This is a genomic window from Streptomyces sp. NBC_00388, assembly GCF_036061255.1.
GTDB lineage: Bacteria > Actinomycetota > Actinomycetes > Streptomycetales > Streptomycetaceae > Streptomyces.
Genome location: NZ_CP107948.1, coordinates 1,929,943 through 1,950,872, shown reverse-complemented (window position 1 = coordinate 1,950,872; position 20,930 = coordinate 1,929,943). Strand labels below are relative to the sequence as shown.

Here is a 20,930-nt window from a genome sequence, read left to right as displayed (position 1 = left end):
CCGCGGCACGTCGGCCGACCGTGGCATGTCCTGGAAGCGGCCCGTTCCTGAATGGCCCCGAGGGTGCTGACGTCGCGTGTCGGTGACGCCATCGGTCCGGGCCGGCAGGCGTCCGGCACGCTCTCCGGCCCGGACGCCCCCGCCCGCCGCTCATGACGCTGTCCGGCCGCGACATCCGGCAGCACGGCCGACGACTCTCTGCCGTGCTGCGTCCGGTCGGCCGCGCGCGACACCCCATCGGACAGGGCACCTGTCCGCCGGCCCCTCACGACCTCGTCAGCCGCGCGGCCGGGAGGGCAGCAGACGCGCGACCCACCGGTCGAGCCCGGCACGGCGGCTGCCCCAGCGGTCCGCCGCGCGCTCCCGGCGCCGGGAGGCCTCCCACACCACCCGTACGGACGAGCGGGGCGCCAGTACCGCCCGGACCCGTGCCGCCGGGCCCGCGTCCGCCCGCAGCGCGGCCCTGATCAGCAGGACGTCATCGGTGAGCCCGCCCACCTCACCGGCGCGGGGCGCGTACAGCACCCGCTCCACCGCGTGCGCGGCCCGGTGCACCGCGTCGGCCGCGGGACCGGACAGCCCGCAGGCCGCCACGATCCGGTCGGCTGCCTTGCGCGGTGTGAGGGAGCCGTCGGGCCGGAACCCGTAGTCCCATGCCGAGTCGGTGATCTCCTGCCAGGCGGCCAGCGTCCGCTCCGCTGCGTCCACGGGTGTCCGCCCGCCGGACGCCAGCCGGCGGGCCCGCGCCCTGGTACGCCAGAGCATCGGCAGCAGGAGCAGCAGGACCACCAGCAGCAGAGCCACCGCCACGCCCACCGCTGCCCCCGGACCGGTGCCCCGGTCGACCGGTGGCACGCCGCCGCCCTGGGCCGCTGCCTCGCACCCGCTGAGCTTGCGCAGCTGCGGCGGGCAGGCGGAGGAGGCGGACGCGGACGGCGCGGGAGCCGCCGACGACGTGGACTCCGGCTGCGCCGGGGAGGCCGGACCGTCGGACGAGCTGTCCGGCTGTGTGTAGGACGGTACGGATCCACGGGTGGGGGTCGGCTCGAAGCGGGTCCAGCCCACCCCTTCGAAGTACAGCTCGGGCCAGGCGTGTGCGTCGCGCAGCCCGACCGACATCGTCCCGTCCGGCTGGGCGGTGCCCGGAGTGAACCCCACCGCCACCCTGGCCGGGATGTGCAGCGTCCTGGCCATCGCCGCCATGGTGAAGGCGAAATGGACGCAGAAGCCCTGCTTCTCCTTCAGGAAGCGGGCGATCGCGGCGGTACCGGTACCCGACTGCACCTGGGTGTCGTAGGTGAAGCCGCCCTCCGAAGCGAACCAGTCCTGCAGCTTGACCGCGCGCTGGTAGTCGTTCGTGGCGCCCTTGGTCACCTGGTCCGCGGTGGCCTTCACGACGTCGGGCAGTGACCCCGGCACCTCGGTGTACTCCCGCTGCAGCGCGGCGGGCGGCTGCCCGGCCGAGGCCAGCTGCGCCGCCGTCGGCTGCACGACCAGGCTGTCCACGCCGTACTCCACGCCGCGGGTGGTCTGTCCGCGGTCGCCGACGAGCGTCCGCCCGGCGGGCTCGTAGCGCCAGCGGCCCCTGATGTCCACCTTCGTCGCGGGATAGGGGAGCGGCAGCCAGTTCTGGGCGTACCAGTCCGCCGCGGAGATATTGGTCTTCACCTCGGTGGTGCCCACGTCGGAGCCGAGCCCCTCCGGCCTGGGCAGCTCTTTCGGCACATCCTTGATCCGGCGCTCCGACGACTTCCACGCTGTGCCGTCGAACTGGTCGAGCGAGACGATCCGCAGATACATCCCGTCGGTGTCGGACGCGTTGGTGCGGTAGCGCATGACCTCACGGTCGTCGGACTGGGTGAGGCTGTTCTGCAGCGAGACCAGCGGATTGACCGCGGAGATGGTCCCGCCGCCCCCGGAGCCGGTGCCCCGCCCGGCGCCGCCGAGCAGTCCGGTGTTCATCGCGGGCAGCGCTGCCGGGACCGCCAGGGCGAGCCCCAGCGCGACGACCCCGATGCGCCGCCCGGTGCGGACCGGCGCCGCCGGGCCACCGGCGCGGCGGGCCGGGCCGGGGTCGCCGCGCCCCTGCGACGAGCCGCCGAAGACCCGGCCCCACGCCGAGAGCCTGTCCCTGCTCTCGGCCAGCAGAAGCAGCAGATAGCCGGAGGCGGCCAGCACGAACCACAGCCAGGCCGCACTGCTCTGCGCGATACCCGCCGCCACCGAGTAGAGGGCGAGCAGCGGCAGTCCGGCCGGCGCGGCGCTGCGGAACGTCACGGCCAGCGCGTCCACCAGCAGCCCGATGAGCAGCACACCGCCGAACAGCATCAGCCGGATGTTCACCGTCGTCGGCGCCGGAATCGAGTACTGCCCTATTTCGCCGGCCGCCGAACGCAGCATCGCCCCGAAGTGCTCCACGGCCTCCGGGCCCGGCACGAAACCGCCGAGCGCCTGGCCGCGCGCGAAGACCACGGTGAGCAGCAGCAGCGCGGTCACTGCCTGGGCCGCCACTGTCAGCGGCCGCGCCAGCGGCACCCGCCGGGCCAGCGTCCCCACCCCGCTCTGGACGGCCAGCAGCAGGGCCGCCTCGAAGATCCACGTGACCGGCTGGACCAGCGGCAGCAGCGCACACGCGGCCAGCATCGTGGCGGCGTAGGCGCACAGCGCCAGCCGCGCCCGGCCGCTCATGACCATCCCCCTGTCGTTGTCCCCGTGGCCGCCGTGCTGTCGTGGAAGGCGGCCGGGCCCGCGCCGCTGCGCTGCTCACCCGCCTGCCGCCAGAGTTCGGTGAGCGCGGTGCCCGGCCCGGCCTCCAGCGCGGTCCAGCCCGCGTCGCGCAGCAGGCGCAGTGTCCGGGTGGCGCCCTCCGCCGCCTCGCCCCGCACCCAGGCGTCGCTGTTGAGCACGAAGGCGACCGCTGCCCCGCTGCGCTGGCGCATCCGGGCCGCGACCGCGGCCTGTTCCTCGTCCAGACTGCCGAAGAAGGCGACCAGCAGGCCCTCGTTGCCGCCGCGCAGTACGTCGTACGCGCGGGAGAGGCCCGTGCCGTCGGAGTGTCCGACGACAGCGAGAGTGTCCATCATCAGCCCGGCCGAGTCGGCGGCCCCCTGGTTGGCCCCTGCGAACCCGCCCGAGCCCTCGCCGGGTACCGAACTGCCCGTGTCCGTCAGCAGCCGTACCGAGTAGCCCCGTTCGAGTACGTGCGCCAGCGCCGACGCGGCCCCGGACACCGCCCATTCGAAGGCCGAGTCAGGACCCGCTCCCCGGTACGCGCCCCGGCGGGTGTCGAGCAGCACCGTGCAGCGGGCACGCTGCGGCTGCTCCTCGCGGCGCACCATCAGCTCGCCGTAGCGTGCGGTCGAGCGCCAGTGCACCCGGCGCAGATCGTCGCCGTGCCGGTAGCCGCGCGGAATCACGTCGTCCTCGCCGGCCAGCGCGAGGGAGCGCTGCCTGCCGTCTCCGTACCCGGCCGCCTCGCCGGTCAGCCGGACCGGGGGCAGCGGCTCGGTCCGGGGGATCACGGTCAGGGTGTCGTGCGCGCTGAACGAGCGCGTCAGCTCGCACATCCCGAAGGGATCGGTGAGGCGCAGCTGGAGCGGCCCCAGCGGATACCGCCCGCGCAGATCAGAGCGGACCCGGTAGGAGACCTCGCGCCGTCCGCCCGCCTCCACCCGGTCCAGGACGAAGCGGGGCCGGGGCCCGAGCACGTAGGGCACCCGGTCCTGGAGCATCAGCAGCCCCGTGGGCAGCCGGGAGACGTTGTCCATCCGCAGATGGACGCGGGCCTCGGACCCGGCGGGCACCCGGGAGGGCGAGAGGCGCCTGCTGGCCGCGACGCGGTACCGCGTGCGGAACAGCGCCGCCACACAGAGCAGCGGCAGCACGGTGAGAAGCAGCCCCACCCGCAGCAGATCGCTCTGGCCCAGGACGTAGGCGCACACCGCGGCGGCGACCCCCGCCGCGATGAACGAGCGGCCCCGCGTGGTCAGTCCCGACAGCGCGGTCCGCAGCCCGCCCCTGTCCTCGTCGACGGCGGCCTGAGCACCCCCGACGGCCATCACAGCCGCCGGGCGCCGGGCTGCTGGTCGTTGTGGGCGGGGACCGGGATCCGCTGGAGGATCTCCAGGACGACCTGCTCCGCCGTACGGCGGTTCAACTGGGCCTGGGCGGTGGGCAGCAGCCGGTGCGCGAGCACCGCGACGGCCAGCGCCTGGACGTCGTCGGGCAGGGCGTACTCCCGTCCGCTCAGCGCGGCCGAGGCCTTCGCGGCCCGCAGCAGATGCAGGGTGGCGCGCGGCGACGCGCCGAGTCTGAGGTCGGGATGGCTGCGGGTGGCCGTCACCAGCTGCACCGCGTACCGGCGCACCGCGTCGGCGACGTGGACCCCGCGCACCGCGTCGACGAGCTTGAGGATCTCGTGGGCGTGTGCCACCGGCTGCAGGTCGTCCAGGGGTGACACACCGCCGTGCACGTCGAGCATCCGGAGTTCGGCCTCGGGGCTGGGGTAGCCGATGGAGACCCGCGCCATGAAGCGGTCGCGCTGTGCCTCGGGGAGCGGGTAGGTGCCCTCCATCTCCACCGGGTTCTGGGTGGCCACGACCATGAAGGGGGCGGGCAGCTCGTACGTCTGTCCGTCGATGGTGACCTGGCGCTCCTCCATCGATTCGAGCAGCGCCGACTGGGTCTTCGGTGAGGCGCGGTTGATCTCGTCGCCGATCACGATCTGGGCGAAGATCGCGCCCGGCTTGAACTCGAAGTCGCGCCGCTGCTGGTCGAAGATGGAGACACCGGTGATGTCCGATGGCAGCAGGTCGGGTGTGAACTGGATGCGCCGCACCGAGCAGTCGATGGTGCGGGCCAGCGCCTTGGCCAGCATGGTCTTGCCGACGCCCGGCACATCCTCGATGAGGAGATGTCCCTCGGCGAGCAGCACGGTCAGCGAGAGCCGTACGACCTCCGGCTTGCCCTCGATCACACTCTCCACCGACCTGCGGATGCGCTCCGCCGTGGTCGTCAGATCTGTGAGGCTCGCTCGATCGTCATAGGTCGTCACCCGGCCCTCCTCGGCCCTCCTCCCGCGCTCCTGAGAAGCAGGGGATACCCCATTCACGGGCCGGGGCACTGCGTACGGCCCGGCCCGACCCCGGAACACCGGCGCCCCGCCCGGAGGGATCCGGACGAGGTGCCATCCCCCGCATTGTTGTTGCCGTTACCGCTTCGTGTCACTCGCCTGTGGACAAGTGGGCGGGATATGTCGCAGGTTGCCGTATTTACGTCATGCTCCGGAGAACAGAACAGCAGTTCCCGCGCTCACTCCGGTCAGGCCTGAGGGGTCCCGGCGGCCGGGCCGATCTCCCGCAGGAGCCCGGTCCGCACGTCGAAGACAAAGCCCCGGACGTCGTCGGTGTGCGGCAGGAAGGGGGAGGTGCGTACCCGCTGCATGGACTGGCGTACGTCCTGGTCGACATCGCGGAAGGACTCCACGGCCCAGGAAGGACGCTGTCCCACCTCTTCCTCCAGCTCCATCCGGAACTCCTCGGTGAGGCTCTCCAGACCGCAGCTGGTGTGGTGGATCAGTATCACGCTCCGGGTGCCCAGGGCGCGCTGGCTGATGGTCAGGGACCGGATGACGTCGTCGGTGACCACACCGCCGGCGTTGCGGATCGTGTGGCAGTCGCCCAGTTCGAGGCCGAGGGCGTCGTGCAGGTCGATCCGGGCGTCCATGCACGCGACCACTGCCACGCGGAGCACAGGACGGGCGTCCATACCCGGGTCCTCGAACGCCGCGGCGTACTGCCGGTTGGCCTCGACGAGCCGGTCGGTCACCGTTCCGCCGTCGCTCACGGCCAGGTGCGGGCGGGGCGGCGTGGGTTCTGCGGAGGAATGCGCACCAGTCGACATGTGTACGACGGTAGCCGCCCTTGATCGAACAGTCCTGCCAAGGGGCCGGAAAAATACCGTCAACACGAATGGTTGTGACCTAATCCACAGAGCTGGCGGCCGGTACCCCGTTCGGGTGAAAACCATGGCCCGCGGCGCGCTGGGCGGTTGATTGACCGGGGGGACGAGTGGACTAAAGTGGCGCGAAGTGGGAGGCGTGAGCGTCGTCACGTCCTGCACGGGCGCACTCCTCACAACCACTCACCACAGACACGACCGCAGACACATCTGTTTGACGGACACACCCCGCACATCCGCGCATGCGCGGCGTACGTACGGCCCGGCCCTCTCCCGCTCGCCGGCCGGCCGACGCCCTTCCCGGCGCCGGCGGACCGTCCCCTTCCGAGCGGGCGGGGACCCGGCAGTACGTCCGACCGCGCCGTACCTGAGAGGGCGCATGAGCCAGTCCCGACATGTCCCGGTGATGCTCCAGCGATGCCTGGACCTGTTGGCCCCGGCCCTCGCCCAGCCGGGGGCGGTCGTCGTCGACTGCACCCTCGGCCTCGGCGGTCACAGCGAGGCGCTGCTCGCCACCTTCCCGGCGGCCCGGCTGATCGCGCTGGACCGTGACAAGGAGGCCCTGCGGCTCTCGGGCGAGCGGCTCGCGCCGTACGGCGACCGGGCCACCCTGGTGCACGCCGTCTACGACGAGCTGCCCGAGGTCCTCGACCGGCTGGGCGTCCCGCGCGTCCAGGGGGTCCTCTTCGACCTCGGCGTCTCGTCGATGCAGCTGGACGAGGCGGACCGCGGTTTCGCCTACGCCCAGGACGCGCCGCTCGATATGCGGATGGACCAGACGACCGGGATGGGCGCGGCCGAGGTGCTCAACACCTACCCGCCCGGCGAGCTGGTCCGGATCCTGCGGGCGTACGGCGAGGAGAAGCAGGCGAAACGGATCGTCTCCGCCGTCGTACGGGAGCGGGAGAAGGAACCCTTCACCAACAGCGCCCGGCTGGTCGAGCTAATCCGCGACTCGCTGCCGCAGGCCGCGAAGCGCACCGGCGGCAACCCTGCCAAGCGCACCTTCCAGGCCCTGCGCATCGAGGTCAACGGCGAACTCACCGTGCTGGAACAGGCCGTTCCCGCGGCGGTGAAGACCCTCGCCGTGGGCGGGCGCATCGCGGTCCTCTCGTACCACTCGCTTGAGGACCGGCTGGTCAAGCAGGTCTTCGCGCGAGGCGCGGCCAATACGGCGCCGGCCGGACTGCCGGTGGTGCCCGAGCGCTACCAGCCGCGGCTCAAACTCCTCACCCGCGGTGCGGAACTCCCTGCGGAGGAGGAGGTCGCGGACAACCGGCGCGCGGCGCCCGCCCGGCTGCGGGGTGCGCAGCGGATCCGCGAGGAGGCTCTGTGAGCAAGCCGCCGCAGAAACTGAAGGGCCGGGCCGCGCGGCTCGCCGCGCTCATGCCGGCCGGGCCGGGGCGGGCGGCCCGGATGCCCTTCGTGCTGCTGGTCGTCGTCCTGCTCGGCGGCGGTCTGATCACGCTGCTGCTGCTCAACTCGGCCCTGAACGAAGGTTCCTTCAAGCTGAGCAAGGACCAGAAGCAGATCACCGAGCTGACCGACGAGGAACAGGCGCTGCAACGCGACGTGGACGGCCGTTCCGCGCCGGGCGCGCTCGCGAAGCGGGCCCGCGAGCTCGGCATGGTGCCGGGCGGCGGCCCCGCCTTCCTCGACCGCGACGGCAAGGTCATGGGCGTCGCCGCCGAGTCGACGGCGCTGCCCGCACCGCTGCCGCTCCCGGCCGCGCCCAGGCCCTCCGGCACCGCACCGGCCCCGGCTGTGACCCCGGCGGGCAGCGCCCCCGCGGTCTCCCCGGTGTCCTCCGCGCCGGCGGGCACGACAGCAGAGCCGACCCAGACCCCCGGCAGGTGACGCAGTGCCGTCCAAGGAACCCCCGCGCCGCCGTGTACCGGCCCCCGCGCGCCCGGCGCGGCCCGCCGCCCCGCGTTTCGCCCGCCCGGCGCAGCGCGGTCCGCGCTCCGGGCGGCCGGGCGGCCCCCGGAAGCTGAGGCTCGGCAGCCCGCGCCCCCGGCTGCGGCTCGTCAGCCTCGGCCTGACGCTGGTGATGGCGATCTTCGTCGTACGGCTGCTCCAGGTCCAGGCCGTCGACGCCAGCGCCTATACGGCGAAGGCGGACAAGAACCGGTATCTGAGCCACACCCTGACGGCCGAGCGCGGGGAGATCACCGACCGCAGCGGTGTGGCCCTGGCGGCCAGCGTCGACGCGTACGACATCACGGCCGACCCCACGATGTTCAGCCGCGCCCAGAGCCATGCGACCGACGCCCCCGAGCAGGCCGGGGCACTGCTCGCCCCGATCCTCAAGGAGGACGCCGAGGCGATCGCCAGGAAACTCCGGACACCCGACACCCGGTACGTGCTGCTGGCGAACCGGCAGACCCCCCAGGTCTGGAACCAGATCAAGGACCTGAAGAACGTCTTCGCGCAGAAGGCCGCGGCGGACAAGGCCAAGGGCGGCAAGGGCGCCAACGCGCTCGCCGGGGTCTTCCAGGAGCCGAGCACCACACGCGTGTACCCGAACGGCGATCTCGCCGCCGGGGTGCTCGGCTGGGTCAACTCGGCCGGCCAGGGCGCGGGAGGCCTTGAGTCCTCACTGAACAAGGAGCTCGCGGGCCGGGACGGCAAGATCACCTACGCCCAGTCCGGCGGCCGTACGGTACCCACTGCCGGCGCCAGCGAGAAGCCGGCGGTCCCGGGCTCCGACGTCGAACTGACCCTGGACCGCGACATCCAGTGGGCCGCGCAGAGCGCGATCGCCGCCCAGGTCAAGGAGTCCAAGGCGGACCGCGGCTACGTGGTGGTGCAGGACACCAGGACCGGTCAGGTCCTCGCCATGGCCGACGCGCCCGGCTTCGACCCCAACGACCTGACCCACGCCGACCCGTCCGCCCTCGGCAACGCCGCCCTCCAGGACGCCTACGAGCCGGGCTCGGTCAGCAAGATCATGTCCATGGCGGCCATCATCCAGCAGGGGGTGGCGACTCCGGCGACCCATGTGACCGTCCCCAACCGGCTGCACCGGGGGGACCGCCTCTTCAAGGACGACGTCGACCACGACACCTGGTCGCTGACGCTCAACGGCGTACTGGCCAAATCCAGCAACATCGGCACCATCGAGGCCGCGGGCCAGCTCGGCAAGACCCAGCCGCAGGCCAACAAGGTCCTCTACTCCTACCTGCGCAAGTTCGGGATCGGCAGCCCCACGGGGGTCGGCTTCCCGGGCGAGACCTCGGGCATCCTGGCCAAGCCGCAGGACTGGTCGACCTCCCAGCAGTACACGATCCCGTTCGGCCAGGGACTCTCGCTCAACGCGCTGCAGGCGGCCTCGGTGTACTCCACGATCGCCAACGGCGGCGTCCGGGTGGAGCCGTCGCTGATCAGCGGTACCAAGGGCCCCGACGGCCGCTTCACCCCCTCGCCCGCCCCGGAGAGGACCAGGGTCGTGAGCGACCGGACCGCGAAGACGGTCTCCCGGATGCTGGAGTCGGTCGTCAGCGACGTGGAGGGCACCGGCGTCTCCGCCCGCATCCCCGGCTACCGGGTCGCGGGCAAGACGGGGACCGCCAACCGGGTGGACCCGAACACGGGCCGCTACAGCGGATACACCGCGTCCTTCGCGGGATTCGCCCCCGCCGACAAGCCGCGGGTCACCGTCTACTGCGCCATTCAGAACCCGACGAGCGGCAGCCACTTCGGCGGCTCGACCTGCGGCCACGTGTACAAGAAAGTCATGGAGTTCGCCCTCAAGACCCTCCAGACCCCGCCGACCGGCGAGAAGGCCGACCCGCTGCCCGTCACTTTCGACCCCCACGAGCCAGTCAGGAAGCCCCAGTGACGACCATCACCCCGGAGCCGGGGAACCGGAACACCCCCGGACCCTCACTTCGCGGGGAGCCCGGTGCGCCCGGTACGCTCACCGCCGTGCCACACGCTGATCAGTACCAAATCGCCCAGAAAGACCCTTCTGTGACCTATCCGGGAGCCCCCCGTCCCGCCGAGGTCCGACCGACCCCCCTGGGGGATCTGGCAGGACGACTGGGCATCGCGTCACCGGGCGCGGCTGACGTCACCGGCATCACGCACGACTCCCGGGCGGTGCGCCCCGGAGACCTGTACGCCGCTCTCCCCGGCGCGCGGCTGCACGGCGCCGACTTCGTCGAGCAGGCAGCAGGACTGGGCGCCGCCGCGGTGCTGACGGACCCCGCGGGCACCGAACGGGCCGCGGCCACCGGGCTTCCCGTCCTGACGGTCCCCGACCCGCGCGCCGTGATGGGCGAACTGGCAACGGAGATCTACGGCCACCCCGGCCGCGACCTCCTCCAGATCGGCATCACCGGCACCTCCGGCAAGACCACCACCGCCTATCTCGTCGAGGGCGGCATCCGGGCGGCCGGGCACCTCAGCGGCCTCATCGGCACGGTCGAGATGCGGATCGGCGACGAACGCATCAAGTCGGAGCGCACCACTCCCGAAGCCACCGACCTCCAAGCGCTGTTCGCGGTCATGCGCGAACGCGGGGTCGACACGGTCGCCATGGAGGTCTCCAGCCACGCGCTGGTGCTCGGCCGGGTCGACGGCTGCGTCTTCGACGTCGCGGTCTTCAATAACCTCAGCCCGGAGCACATGGAGTTCCACTCCGGGATGGAGGACTACTTCCAGGCCAAGGCGCAGCTGTTCACCCCGCTGCGCAGCAAGGTCGGAGTCGTCAACTACGACGACGAGTACGGCCGCCGCCTCGTCGACGAGGCGACCGTCCCCATCACCACCTTCTCCGCCGAGGGGCACCCGGACGCCGACTGGCGGGCCGAGGACGTCGAAGTCGCCCTGTTCACCAGCACCTTCACCGCGGTCGGGCCGCAGGGGCAGCGCATCGCCGCCACCTCCCCGCTGGCCGGCCCCTTCAACGTGGCCAACACCCTCGCGGCCATCGTCACCCTCGCGGTCGCGGGCACCGACCCGCAGACCGCCGCCGACGGCATCGCAGCAGTCCCCGGGGTGCCGGGCAGGCTGGAGCGGGTGGACGCCGGACAGCCGTATCTCGCCGTCGTCGACTACGCGCACAAGACGGACGCCGTCGAGTCGGTGCTGCGCGCCCTGCGCAAGGTCACCGAGGGCCGTCTGCACATCGTGCTCGGCTGCGGCGGCGACCGCGACCGGACCAAGCGCGGCCCGATGGGCGCCGCGGCGGCCCGGCTCTCCGACACCGCCGTACTGACCTCCGACAACCCGCGCGGCGAGGACCCCCTCGCGATCCTCGCCGCGATGATCGCCGGCGCCGCCGAGGTGCCGGTGCACGAGCGCGGCGACGTCCTGATCGACTCCGACCGTGCGGCAGCCATCGCCGCGGCGGTCGCCCGTGCCCGGCCCGGTGACACCGTGCTGGTGGCGGGGAAGGGTCATGAGCAGGGTCAGGACATCGCCGGAGTGGTACGCCCCTTCGACGACCGCCAGGTCCTCCGCGCAGCAATCGAGCGCGCAGCAATCGAGAACAACAGTCAGGGATGACCAAGTGATCGCCCTTTCCCTCGCCGAGATCGCCGACATCATCGGCGGGCAGCCGCACGACATACCGGATCCGTCCGTCCAGGTCACCGGCCCTGTCGTCACCGACTCCCGTGCGGTGCGGCCCGGCAGTCTCTTCGTCGCGTTCGCCGGCGAACGCGTCGACGGCCACGACTACGCGCGGAGCTCCGTCGAAGCGGGTGCGGTGGCCGTGCTGGCCACCCGGCCCGTCGGCGTGCCCGCCATCGTGGTGCCCGACGTGACCGCCGCGCTCGGGACGCTCGCGCGTACCGTCGTGGAGCGTCTGGGGACCGAAGTCGTCGCCCTCACCGGCTCCGCCGGCAAGACGTCGACCAAGGACCTGATCGCCCAGCTCCTGGAGCGCAAGGGGCCGACGGTCTACCCGGCCGGCAACCTGAACAACGAGATCGGTCTGCCGCTCACCGCGCTGCGGGCCGACGAGAGCACGCGCTACCTGGTCCTCGAAATGGGTGCGCGCTACATCGGCGACATCCGCTACCTCACCGGTCTTGTGCCTCCGAAGACCGGTCTCGTCCTCAACGTCGGGACCGCGCACATCGGGGAGTTCGGCGGTCGCGAGCAGATCGCTCAGGCCAAGGGCGAGATGGTCGAGTCGCTTCCGGAGCACGGCGTCGCCGTGCTCAACGCCGACGACCCTCTCGTACGGGCCATGTCCTCCCGCACCAAGGCGCGTGTGCTGCTCTTCGGAGAGGCGGAGGAAGCGGACGTACGTGCCGAGAAGGCCCGGTTGACGGAGACCGGACAGGCCGCCTTTACGCTGCACACACCCACCGGGTGCAGCGACGTGACCTTGCGCCTGTACGGTGAGCACCACGTGTCGAACGCGCTCGCCGCGGCCGCCGTCGCACATGAGTTGGGCATGTCCGCAGACGAGATCGCAACGGCGCTCTCCGAGGCTGGCTCGCTCTCCCGCTGGCGCATGGAGGTCACCGAGCGTCCGGACGGCGTGACGATTGTCAACGACGCCTACAACGCGAACCCCGAATCCATGCGAGCCGCGCTGCGTGCGCTGGCGGCCATGGGCAAGGCCTCACAGGCAAAGGGGGGGCGCACGTGGGCGGTGCTCGGCCAGATGGCCGAGCTCGGTGACGAGTCGCTCGCCGAGCACGACGCGGTCGGACGGCTGGCCGTCCGGCTCAACGTGAGCAAGCTCGTGGCAGTCGGGGGCATGGAAGCGTCCTGGCTGCAACTGGGCGCCTATAACGAGGGTTCGTGGGGTGAGGAGTCGGTGCACGTGTCCGACGCGCAGGCGGCCGTCGACCTGTTGCGCAGTCAACTGCGTGAGGGAGACGTCGTGCTGGTGAAGGCGTCCAGGTCGGTGGGGTTGGAGCAGGTGGCGTTCGCCCTGCTCGATGGTGGTACCGAGGGCGAGGTCACCGCCCGATGAAGCAGATTCTCTTCTCGGGAGTCATCGGACTCTTCCTCACCCTGGTCGGCACTCCGCTGCTGATCAAACTCCTGGCCCGCAAGGGGTACGGGCAGTTCATCCGGGACGACGGACCGCGCGGCCACCACGGCAAGCGCGGTACCCCGACCATGGGTGGAATCGCCTTCATCCTGGCCACGATCATCGCGTACCTCGCCACCAAGCTGATCACCGGCGACCCGATGACGTTCTCGGGTGTGCTGGTGCTCTTCCTGATGGCGGGGATGGGCCTGGTCGGGTTCCTCGACGACTACATCAAGATCGTCAAGCAGCGCTCGCTCGGACTGCGGGCCAAGGCGAAGATGGCCGGTCAGCTGATCGTCGGCATCGCCTTCGCCGTCCTGGCGCTGATGTTCAAGGACTCCCGCGGCTACACGCCGGCCTCCACCAAGCTGTCCTTCGTCTCGGACTTCGGCTGGTCGATCGGGCCGGTGCTCTTCGTCGTCTGGGCGCTGTTCATGATCCTGGCCATGTCGAACGGGGTGAACCTCACCGACGGCCTCGACGGTCTCGCCACCGGCGCCTCCGTGATGGTCTTCGGCGCGTACACCTTCATCGGGGTCTGGCAGTTCCAGGAGTCCTGCGCCAACGCGGCGACCCTGACCAACCCCAGCGCGTGTTTCGAGGTCAGAGACCCACTCGATCTGGCCGTCGTCGCCTCGGCGCTGATGGGCGCCTGCTTCGGCTTCCTGTGGTGGAACACCTCACCCGCCAAGATCTTCATGGGCGACACCGGTTCACTGGCGCTGGGCGGCGCGCTCGCGGGGCTCGCCATCTGCTCCCGCACCGAGTTCCTGATGGCCATCCTCGGCGGTCTCTTCGTCCTGATCACCATGTCCGTCGTGATCCAGGTCGGCTCGTTCAAGATGACCGGCAAGCGGGTCTTCAAGATGGCGCCACTCCAGCACCACTTCGAACTCAAGGGGTGGTCCGAAGTCCTTGTCGTGGTCCGCTTCTGGATCATCCAGGGCATGTGCGTCATCGTCGGCCTCGGACTCTTCTACGCGGGCTGGGCGGCCGCGAAGTGATCTGGCAGGGCAAGCGCGTCACCGTTGCGGGCATGGGCGTCTCCGGGCTTCCGGCGGCGCGCGCCCTGCACGGCCTCGGCGCCGAGGTCACCGTCGTCAACGAGGGCGCCGACGAGCGTGCCCGCGCCCAGGCCGCCGAACTCACCGCGCTGGGCATCACGGTGCGCCTCGGCGACGGGGCGACCCTGCCGGACGGCACCGAACTGGTCGTCACCGCTCCCGGCTGGCGCCCGGACAAGCCGCTCTTCCTGGCGGCGGCCGAAGCGGGCGTACCGGTCTGGGGCGACGTCGAACTCGCCTGGCGGCTGCGGCGTCCGGGCGCCGCGCCCTGGCTCGCGGTCACCGGGACCAACGGCAAGACCACGACCGTACGGATGCTCGCCTCGATCCTCCGTGCCGCCGGGCTGCGCACCGAGGCCGTCGGCAACATCGGCGTATCCCTCCTCGACGCCGTCCTCGGGGACGAGGAGTACGACGTGCTGGCCGTGGAGCTCTCCAGCTACCAGCTGCACTGGGCACCCAGCCTGCGCGTCCACTCGGCGGCCGTGCTGAACCTGGCCCCCGACCACCTCGACTGGCACGGTTCCATGGAGTCGTACGCGGCCGACAAGGGCCGGGTCTACGAGGGCAACACCGTCGCCTGCGTCTACAACGCCGCGGACCCGGCCACCGAGGAGCTCGTACGGGCCGCCGACGTCGAGGAGGGCTGCCGGGCCATCGGCTTCACCCTCGGCACGCCGGGGCCCTCCCAACTCGGTGTGGTCGACGGGATCCTGGTCGACCGCGCCTTCGTGGCCGGCCGGCAGAAGCAGGCCCAGGAGCTGGCCGAGGTCGCCGATGTCGACCCGCCGGCCCCGCACAACATCGCCAACGCCCTCGCGGCGGCAGCGCTGGCCCGCGCCTACGGCGTGGCACCCGCCGCCGTACGCGACGGGCTCCGTGCCTTCCGGCCGGACCCGCACCGCATCGAGAAGGTGACCGACGTGGCGGGCGTCGCGTACATCGACGACTCCAAGGCCACCAACACCCATGCCACCGAGGCCTCTCTGGCCGCATATGATCCGATCGTCTGGATCGCGGGCGGACTCGCCAAGGGCGCCGCCTTCGACGATCTGGTCAGCGGGGCGGCGAAGCGGCTGCGGGGTGTGGTGCTGATCGGCGCCGAGCGGGCGCTCATCGCCGAAGCCCTGGCGCGACACGCCCCGGAAGTACCGGTGGTCGACCTCGACCGGACCGACACTGGGGCCATGTCGGCGGCGGTCCGGGAGGCGGCACGCCTCGCCCGGCCCGGGGACACGGTTCTGCTGGCTCCGGCCTGTGCCTCCATGGACATGTTCGCCAACTACAACAAGCGCGGTGAGGCATTCGCCGACGCGGTACGCGAGTTGGCCGCCGAGAACGGCTAGGAGCGTCTCTCCTGGCCGGCCGTACGGCCCCGCGCGGGGACCCGGCGGAAGCCGGGCACGAGTGGAGGGGACAGGCATGCCGGTCAAGGACAGAGGCGGGCGTGGCGGCACCGGGACGGCGCGCCGCCCGGCCGCGGTCCGGCGCGGCTCCGCACAGCGCGGCGGGGCCGGCAACCAGCTGCGCCGCACCTACGAGCAGGCGCGGACCGCCCTGGACCGCCCTCTGACGGCCTACTACCTGCTGGTGGGCTCCGCCCTCCTGATCACGGTGCTCGGCCTGGTGATGGTCTACTCCGCCTCGATGATCAAGGCGCTGGAGATCTCCGAGCCCGGCTCGTTCTTCTTCCGCAAGCAGCTACTCGCCGCGGTCCTGGGCGGCGGTCTCGCGCTCGTCGCGGCCCGGATGCCGGTGAAGCTGCACCGGGCCTTCGCGTACCCGTTGCTCGCGGGCACCGTCTTCCTGATGGTGCTTGTCCAGGTGCCGGGGATAGGGCGATCGGTCAACGGCAACCAGAACTGGATCTCGCTGGGCGGCCCCTTCATGCTCCAGCCGAGCGAGTTCGGCAAGCTCGCCCTGATCCTCTGGGGTGCCGACCTGCTGGCCCGCAAGCAGGAGAAGAAGCTGCTGACGCAGTGGAAGCACATGCTCGTACCGCTGGTCCCCGTCGCCTTCATGCTGCTCGGGCTGATCATGCTCGGCGGCGACATGGGGACAGCCATCATCCTCACCGCGATCCTCTTCGGGCTGCTGTGGCTGGCCGGAGCCCCCACCCGGATGTTCGCGATGGTGCTCGGAATCGCCGCGTTCATGACGTTCCTGCTGATCGAGACCAGCCCGAACCGGATGGGCCGGCTCGCCTGTATCGGAGCGACCGATCCCGGGCCGCAGGACCAGTGCTGGCAGGCGGTGCACGGAATCTACGCACTGGCGTCCGGTGGCTGGTTCGGATCCGGACTGGGTGCGAGTGTGGAGAAATGGGGTCAACTCCCCGAGCCCCACACCGACTTCATCTTCGCCGTCACCGGCGAGGAACTGGGTCTCGCGGGGACTCTGTCGGTACTCGGCCTCTTCGCGGCTCTAGGCTATGCGGGTATCCGCGTGGCCGGACGCACGGAGGACCCCTTCGTCAGGTACGCAGCGGGAGGTGTGACCACCTGGATCACGGTCCAGTCCGTGATCAACATCGGTGCGGTGCTCGGCCTGCTGCCGATCGCCGGTGTGCCGCTCCCGCTGTTCTCCTACGGGGGTTCCGCCTTGCTGCCGACCATGTTCGCCGTCGGGCTGCTGATCGCCTTTGCGCGGTCGGACCCCGCAGCGAGAACGGCTCTGGCCTTGCGGAGGCCCGGGGTGAGATGGAAGTCGATGAGACGGCGCGTCAAGAAGCGTCCGTCCGGAGAGCGGTGAATTTCGGTGCATGTCGTACTCGCCGGCGGGGGGACCGCCGGCCACATCGAGCCGGCGCTCGCCCTGGCGGATGCCCTGCGCAGGCAGGACCCGGCCGTGGGCATCACGGCCCTCGGCACGGAGCGCGGACTCGAAACCCGTCTCGTGCCCGAACGCGGCTACGAGTTGGGGCTCATCCCCGCGGTTCCGCTGCCCCGCAGGCCCACCCCTGAGCTGATCACCGTCCCCGGACGGCTGCGCGGGACCATCAAGGCCGCCGAGCAGATCCTGGAGCGGACCAAGGCCGACTGCGTCGTCGGCTTCGGCGGTTATGTGGCGCTCCCCGGCTACCTCGCGGCCAAGCGGCTCGGGGTCCCGATCGTCGTGCACGAGGCGAACGCGAGGCCGGGACTCGCCAACAAGATCGGCTCCCGGTACGCGGCGGCCGTGGCCGTCTCCACCCCGGACAGCAAGCTCCGCGGCGCCCGCTACATCGGGATCCCGCTGCGCCGCACCATCGCCGTCCTCGACCGGGCCAGGGTCCGCCCCGAGGCGCGTGCCGCCTTCGGCCTCGACCCCAACCTGCCCACGCTGCTCGTCTCCGGCGGCTCACAGGGCGCCCGCCGGCTCAACGAGGTCGTCCAGCAGGTCGCCCCGGTGCTCCAGCGCTCCGGGATCCAGATCCTGCACGTGGTCGGCCCGAAGAACGAACTGCCGCGTGTCGACAACATGCCCGGAATGCCGCCCTACCTCCCGGTACCGTACGTGGACCGGATGGACCTCGCGTACGCCGCGGCGGACATGATGCTCTGCCGCGCCGGCGCGATGACCGTGGCCGAACTGTCCGCCGTCGGGCTGCCCGCCGCCTATGTGCCGTTGCCGATCGGCAACGGCGAACAGCGGCTGAATGCCCAGCCGGTGGTCAATGCGGGCGGCGGCCTGCTGGTGGACGACGCCCAGCTCACCCCGGAGTGGGTGCAGGGCAATGTGCTGCCGGTTCTCGCGGATCCGCACCGGCTGTTCGAGATGTCCCGCGCCGCCGCCGAGTTCGGCCGCCGGGACGCCGACGACCTGCTCGTCGGCATGGTGTACGAGGCGATCGCGGCGCGCCACCAGGCGTGACGCCCTAAGGAGCGAGCGTGGCCGGACCGACGACCGCACAGCGCGGTGAGCGCAATCCAGCGGCGGAGTCCGGCCGCGCCCGCCCCGGGGGGAAGGGCAGGCTCCCCGGCCGGCTCAGACCGCGTGGCAGGCGGCTGGTGATCCTCGTGCTGGTGATCCTGCTGCTACTGACAGGCGGCGGTATCTGGGCGCTCTATGGCTCTTCCTGGCTGCGGGTGGACCATATTCACACCACTGGGATGCAGGTTCTGACCAAGGACCAGGTGGAGTCGGCTGCGGCCGTCCCGATCGGCGATCCGCTGATTTCCGTCGATACGCATGCGATGGAGAACCGGCTCCGGAAGAAATTGCCCCGAATCGACTCGGTGGTTGTCACCCGTTCATGGCCGCACGGCATCAGTCTGAAAGTGACCGAGCGAAAGCCCGTACTGCTCATGAAATCGGGCGGTAAGTTCACAGAAGTGGACGCCAAGGGCGTGCGTTTCGCCACAGTGGAAAGCGCTCCCCCGAGAGTGCCGGTACTCGAATTGACGGCCGGTCAGTCACCCAGTCTCCGGCGATTCGGCACGGACAGGCTCCGGGTCGAGGCGGTCCGGGTGGCCCGGGATCTTCCGTCCGCTGTTGCCCGGGACACCCTTTTCGTCCGGGTCAGTTCATACGACTCCATCTCGCTGGAGCTGACCGGCCACCGCACGGTCGCCTGGGGGAGCAGTGAGTTCGGCGCGGCGAAGGCCCGGGCGCTCATCGCGCTGACGAAAGCCGCCCCCGAGGCGGCGCACTTCGACGTGAGCGCCCCCACGGCCCCTGCGGTGTCGGGGAGTTGACGGACATCAATGCTGGCCAGCACCCTGGTTGGTCAGCGCAACGGCTGATCACATAGGGTGAAAAGAAAAACGGGAGGTTCGGCGTGTTCATTGAACGTGCGCCACTTGTCGACTTAGTGTCCTGTTCGGAGAGTCCAAGGAGCAGACACACTGGTAACCCTGAACTTCACAGTTAGGGTTCGGGTCGGCGTTCGGACCGTCCCATCGGCATCCGTCGTCGCGACGCGGCAAGCGCGCAGCGGCGACACGTAACTCGAGGCGAGAGGCCTTCGACGTGGCAGCACCGCAGAACTACCTCGCAGTCATCAAGGTCATCGGTGTCGGCGGCGGTGGTGTCAATGCCATCAACCGAATGATCGAGGTCGGCCTCAAGGGCGTCGAGTTCATCGCGATCAACACCGACGCACAGGCTCTGTTGATGAGCGACGCCGACGTCAAGCTCGACGTCGGCCGTGAACTGACCCGCGGCCTTGGCGCCGGGGCCAACCCGGCAGTCGGGCGCAAGGCGGCAGAGGACCACCGTGAGGAGATCGAAGAGGTCCTCAAGGGGGCCGACATGGTCTTCGTCACCGCAGGAGAAGGCGGCGGCACCGGCACCGGCGGCGCACCCGTCGTCGCCAACATCGCCCGTTCGCTGGGCGCACTCACCATCGGCGTGGTCACCCGGCCCTTCACCTTCGAGGGCCGTCGCCGTGCCAACCAGGCGGAGGACGGCATCGCCGAACTCCGCGAAGAAGTCGACACCCTCATCGTCATCCCCAACGACCGCCTGCTGTCCATCTCGGACCGCCAGGTCAGCGTTCTGGACGCGTTCAAGTCCGCGGACCAGGTCCTGCTGTCCGGTGTTCAGGGGATCACCGATCTGATCACCACACCGGGCCTGATCAACCTCGACTTCGCCGACGTCAAGTCCGTGATGTCCGAGGCAGGATCGGCGCTCATGGGGATCGGCTCGGCCCGCGGCGACGACCGCGCGGTGGCCGCTGCCGAGATGGCGATCTCCTCGCCGCTGCTCGAAGCGTCCATCGACGGCGCACGCGGGGTACTGCTCTCGATCTCCGGCGGTTCGGACCTCGGTCTCTTCGAGATCAACGAGGCCGCACAGCTGGTGAGTGAGGCTGCCCACCCCGAGGCCAACATCATCTTCGGCGCCGTCATCGACGACGCGCTCGGGGACGAGGTGCGGGTGACGGTCATCGCGGCGGGCTTCGACGGCGGCCAGCCGCCGACCCGCAGGGAGAGCGCAATCAGCTCCGGCTCCGCCAAGCGCGAGGAGCCTGTCCCGGTACGTGCCACCGAGGCACCCCGTTCGCTCGGCGGTCTCGGTGCGGTCACCCAGCGCGAGGAGACCCCGGTTCCGGTCGACACGGAGCGTGTGAACGAGGCTCCGGCAACGCCGGTCGCCTCGCCGCAGGTTCCGCCGGCCCGTCCGTACCAGGACAGCCAGGCCGAAGAGCTGGACGTACCGGACTTCTTGAAGTGATAAAGCCCGGCACTGCGATGTCTACGAACGGCGCGCACTTCGCTTTCACCGACAGGTGGGGCGGGGTGAGCGCCGTTCCGTACGAGGAGCTGAATCTCGGCGGAGCGGTCGGCGACGATCCCGCCGCGGTCGTGACGAACCGGGGGATCGCCGCACGTTCACTGGGCTTCGACCCGGCACAGGTCGTCTGGATGAACCAGGTGCACGGCCGTGAGGTCGCGGTGGTCGACGGCCCCTGGGCGAAGTCGCCCGGCGACGGCGCGGAGATCCCCGCCGTCGACGCCGTCGTGACCGCCCGCCGGGGGGTGCCGCTCGCGGTGCTCACCGCCGACTGCGTCCCCGTTCTGCTCGCCGACCCGGTCGCCGGGATCGTGGCCGCCGCTCACGCGGGCCGCCCCGGGCTGCTCGCCGGGGTCGTCCCCGCCGCGGTGGCGGCGATGGTCTCGCTCGGCGCGGTTCCCGCCCGGATCACGGCCAGGACCGGCCCGGCTGTCTGCGGCCGCTGCTACGAAGTCCCCGCCGATATGCGGGCCGAGGTGGCGCGCGCCGTACCCGAAGCCTGGTCGGAGACCAGCTGGTCCACGCCCGCGGTGGATGTCACCGCCGGAGTGCTCGCCCAGCTGTCGGCGCTCGGAGTCGCGGACCGGCAGCACTCGCCGGTCTGCACCCTCGAATCGGCCGACCACTTCTCCTACCGTCGCGACCGCACGACCGGGCGGCTCGCCGGATATGTCTGGCTGGAGTGATGG

16 protein-coding genes are annotated in these 20,930 nt (G+C 71.1%); 12 read left to right on the top strand and 4 right to left on the bottom strand.

Translation table 11 applies throughout. The features are described 5' to 3' along the window. Nucleotides 1–276: 276 nt before the first annotated feature. The 4 genes from OG917_RS08915 to OG917_RS08900 form a co-directional block, all read right to left on the bottom strand. Complete coding sequence (locus tag OG917_RS08915) at nucleotides 277–2,688, bottom strand: transglutaminase family protein (RefSeq protein WP_328317012.1); 2,412 nt, start codon at nucleotides 2,686–2,688, stop codon at nucleotides 277–279. Beyond that, nucleotides 2,685–4,058: a DUF58 domain-containing protein gene (locus OG917_RS08910; RefSeq protein ID WP_328317011.1), complete on the bottom strand. Its 1,374-nt coding sequence runs from the start codon at nucleotides 4,056–4,058 to the stop codon at nucleotides 2,685–2,687. The genes OG917_RS08915 and OG917_RS08910 overlap by 4 nt, the downstream gene beginning before the upstream one ends. Further along, nucleotides 4,058–5,053, bottom strand: a complete 996-nt coding sequence (locus tag OG917_RS08905; protein ID WP_328317010.1) for an AAA family ATPase — start codon at nucleotides 5,051–5,053, stop codon at nucleotides 4,058–4,060. The genes OG917_RS08910 and OG917_RS08905 overlap by 1 nt, the downstream gene beginning before the upstream one ends. Nucleotides 5,054–5,319: 266 nt before the next feature. Further along, entirely contained in the window at nucleotides 5,320–5,901 is a 582-nt protein-coding gene (locus tag OG917_RS08900; RefSeq protein ID WP_328317009.1) for a beta-class carbonic anhydrase, read from the bottom strand. A gap of 436 nt (nucleotides 5,902–6,337) precedes the next feature. Here OG917_RS08900 and rsmH point away from each other — a divergent pair, with 436 nt between their 5' ends. The 12 genes from rsmH (at nucleotide 6,338) to pgeF (ending at nucleotide 20,927) form a co-directional block, all read left to right on the top strand. Next, entirely contained in the window at nucleotides 6,338–7,294 is a 957-nt protein-coding gene (rsmH, locus tag OG917_RS08895) for a 16S rRNA (cytosine(1402)-N(4))-methyltransferase RsmH (protein ID WP_328317008.1), read from the top strand. Beyond that, the gene (locus OG917_RS08890) at nucleotides 7,291–7,815 is read left to right on the top strand and encodes a cell division protein FtsL (RefSeq protein ID WP_328317007.1); all 525 of its coding nucleotides are present in this window, start codon (nucleotides 7,291–7,293) and stop codon (nucleotides 7,813–7,815) included. The genes rsmH and OG917_RS08890 overlap by 4 nt, the downstream gene beginning before the upstream one ends. A 4-nt stretch (nucleotides 7,816–7,819) precedes the next feature. After that, nucleotides 7,820–9,799 (top strand): peptidoglycan D,D-transpeptidase FtsI family protein, encoded by a 1,980-nt coding sequence (locus tag OG917_RS08885; RefSeq protein WP_328317006.1) that lies wholly within the window; start codon nucleotides 7,820–7,822, stop codon nucleotides 9,797–9,799. After that, nucleotides 9,796–11,469, top strand: coding sequence for a UDP-N-acetylmuramoyl-L-alanyl-D-glutamate--2,6-diaminopimelate ligase (locus OG917_RS08880; RefSeq protein WP_328317005.1), 1,674 nt, complete (start codon nucleotides 9,796–9,798; stop codon nucleotides 11,467–11,469). Before OG917_RS08885 ends, OG917_RS08880 begins: the two co-directional genes overlap by 4 nt. Nucleotides 11,470–11,473: 4 nt before the next feature. Continuing rightward, complete coding sequence (locus OG917_RS08875) at nucleotides 11,474–12,895, top strand: UDP-N-acetylmuramoyl-tripeptide--D-alanyl-D-alanine ligase (RefSeq protein ID WP_328317004.1); 1,422 nt, start codon at nucleotides 11,474–11,476, stop codon at nucleotides 12,893–12,895. Next, on the top strand, nucleotides 12,892–13,962 hold the full coding sequence (gene mraY, locus OG917_RS08870; RefSeq protein ID WP_266857918.1) for a phospho-N-acetylmuramoyl-pentapeptide-transferase: 1,071 nt from the start codon (nucleotides 12,892–12,894) through the stop codon (nucleotides 13,960–13,962). The genes OG917_RS08875 and mraY overlap by 4 nt, the downstream gene beginning before the upstream one ends. A 32-nt stretch (nucleotides 13,963–13,994) precedes the next feature. Then, nucleotides 13,995–15,368 carry a UDP-N-acetylmuramoyl-L-alanine--D-glutamate ligase gene (gene murD / locus OG917_RS08865; RefSeq protein ID WP_328317003.1) on the top strand — a complete coding sequence of 458 codons (1,374 nt, stop codon included), beginning with the start codon at nucleotides 13,995–13,997 and terminating at the stop codon, nucleotides 15,366–15,368. Between the two features lie 76 nt (nucleotides 15,369–15,444). Then, nucleotides 15,445–16,773, top strand: coding sequence for a putative lipid II flippase FtsW (ftsW, locus tag OG917_RS08860; RefSeq protein ID WP_328317002.1), 1,329 nt, complete (start codon nucleotides 15,445–15,447; stop codon nucleotides 16,771–16,773). A 6-nt stretch (nucleotides 16,774–16,779) separates the two neighbouring features. Then, on the top strand, nucleotides 16,780–17,874 hold the full coding sequence (gene murG / locus OG917_RS08855; protein WP_328317001.1) for an undecaprenyldiphospho-muramoylpentapeptide beta-N-acetylglucosaminyltransferase: 1,095 nt from the start codon (nucleotides 16,780–16,782) through the stop codon (nucleotides 17,872–17,874). Nucleotides 17,875–17,891: 17 nt separating this feature from the next. Then, nucleotides 17,892–18,698 carry a cell division protein FtsQ/DivIB gene (locus OG917_RS08850; protein ID WP_328317000.1) on the top strand — a complete coding sequence of 269 codons (807 nt, stop codon included), beginning with the start codon at nucleotides 17,892–17,894 and terminating at the stop codon, nucleotides 18,696–18,698. A 274-nt stretch (nucleotides 18,699–18,972) separates the two neighbouring features. Beyond that, the gene (gene ftsZ, locus OG917_RS08845; protein ID WP_328316999.1) at nucleotides 18,973–20,181 is read left to right on the top strand and encodes a cell division protein FtsZ; all 1,209 of its coding nucleotides are present in this window, start codon (nucleotides 18,973–18,975) and stop codon (nucleotides 20,179–20,181) included. Between the two features lie 17 nt (nucleotides 20,182–20,198). Then, nucleotides 20,199–20,927, top strand: coding sequence for a peptidoglycan editing factor PgeF (gene pgeF / locus OG917_RS08840; RefSeq protein ID WP_328316998.1), 729 nt, complete (start codon nucleotides 20,199–20,201; stop codon nucleotides 20,925–20,927). The last annotated feature ends 3 nt before the right edge of the window (nucleotides 20,928–20,930 follow it).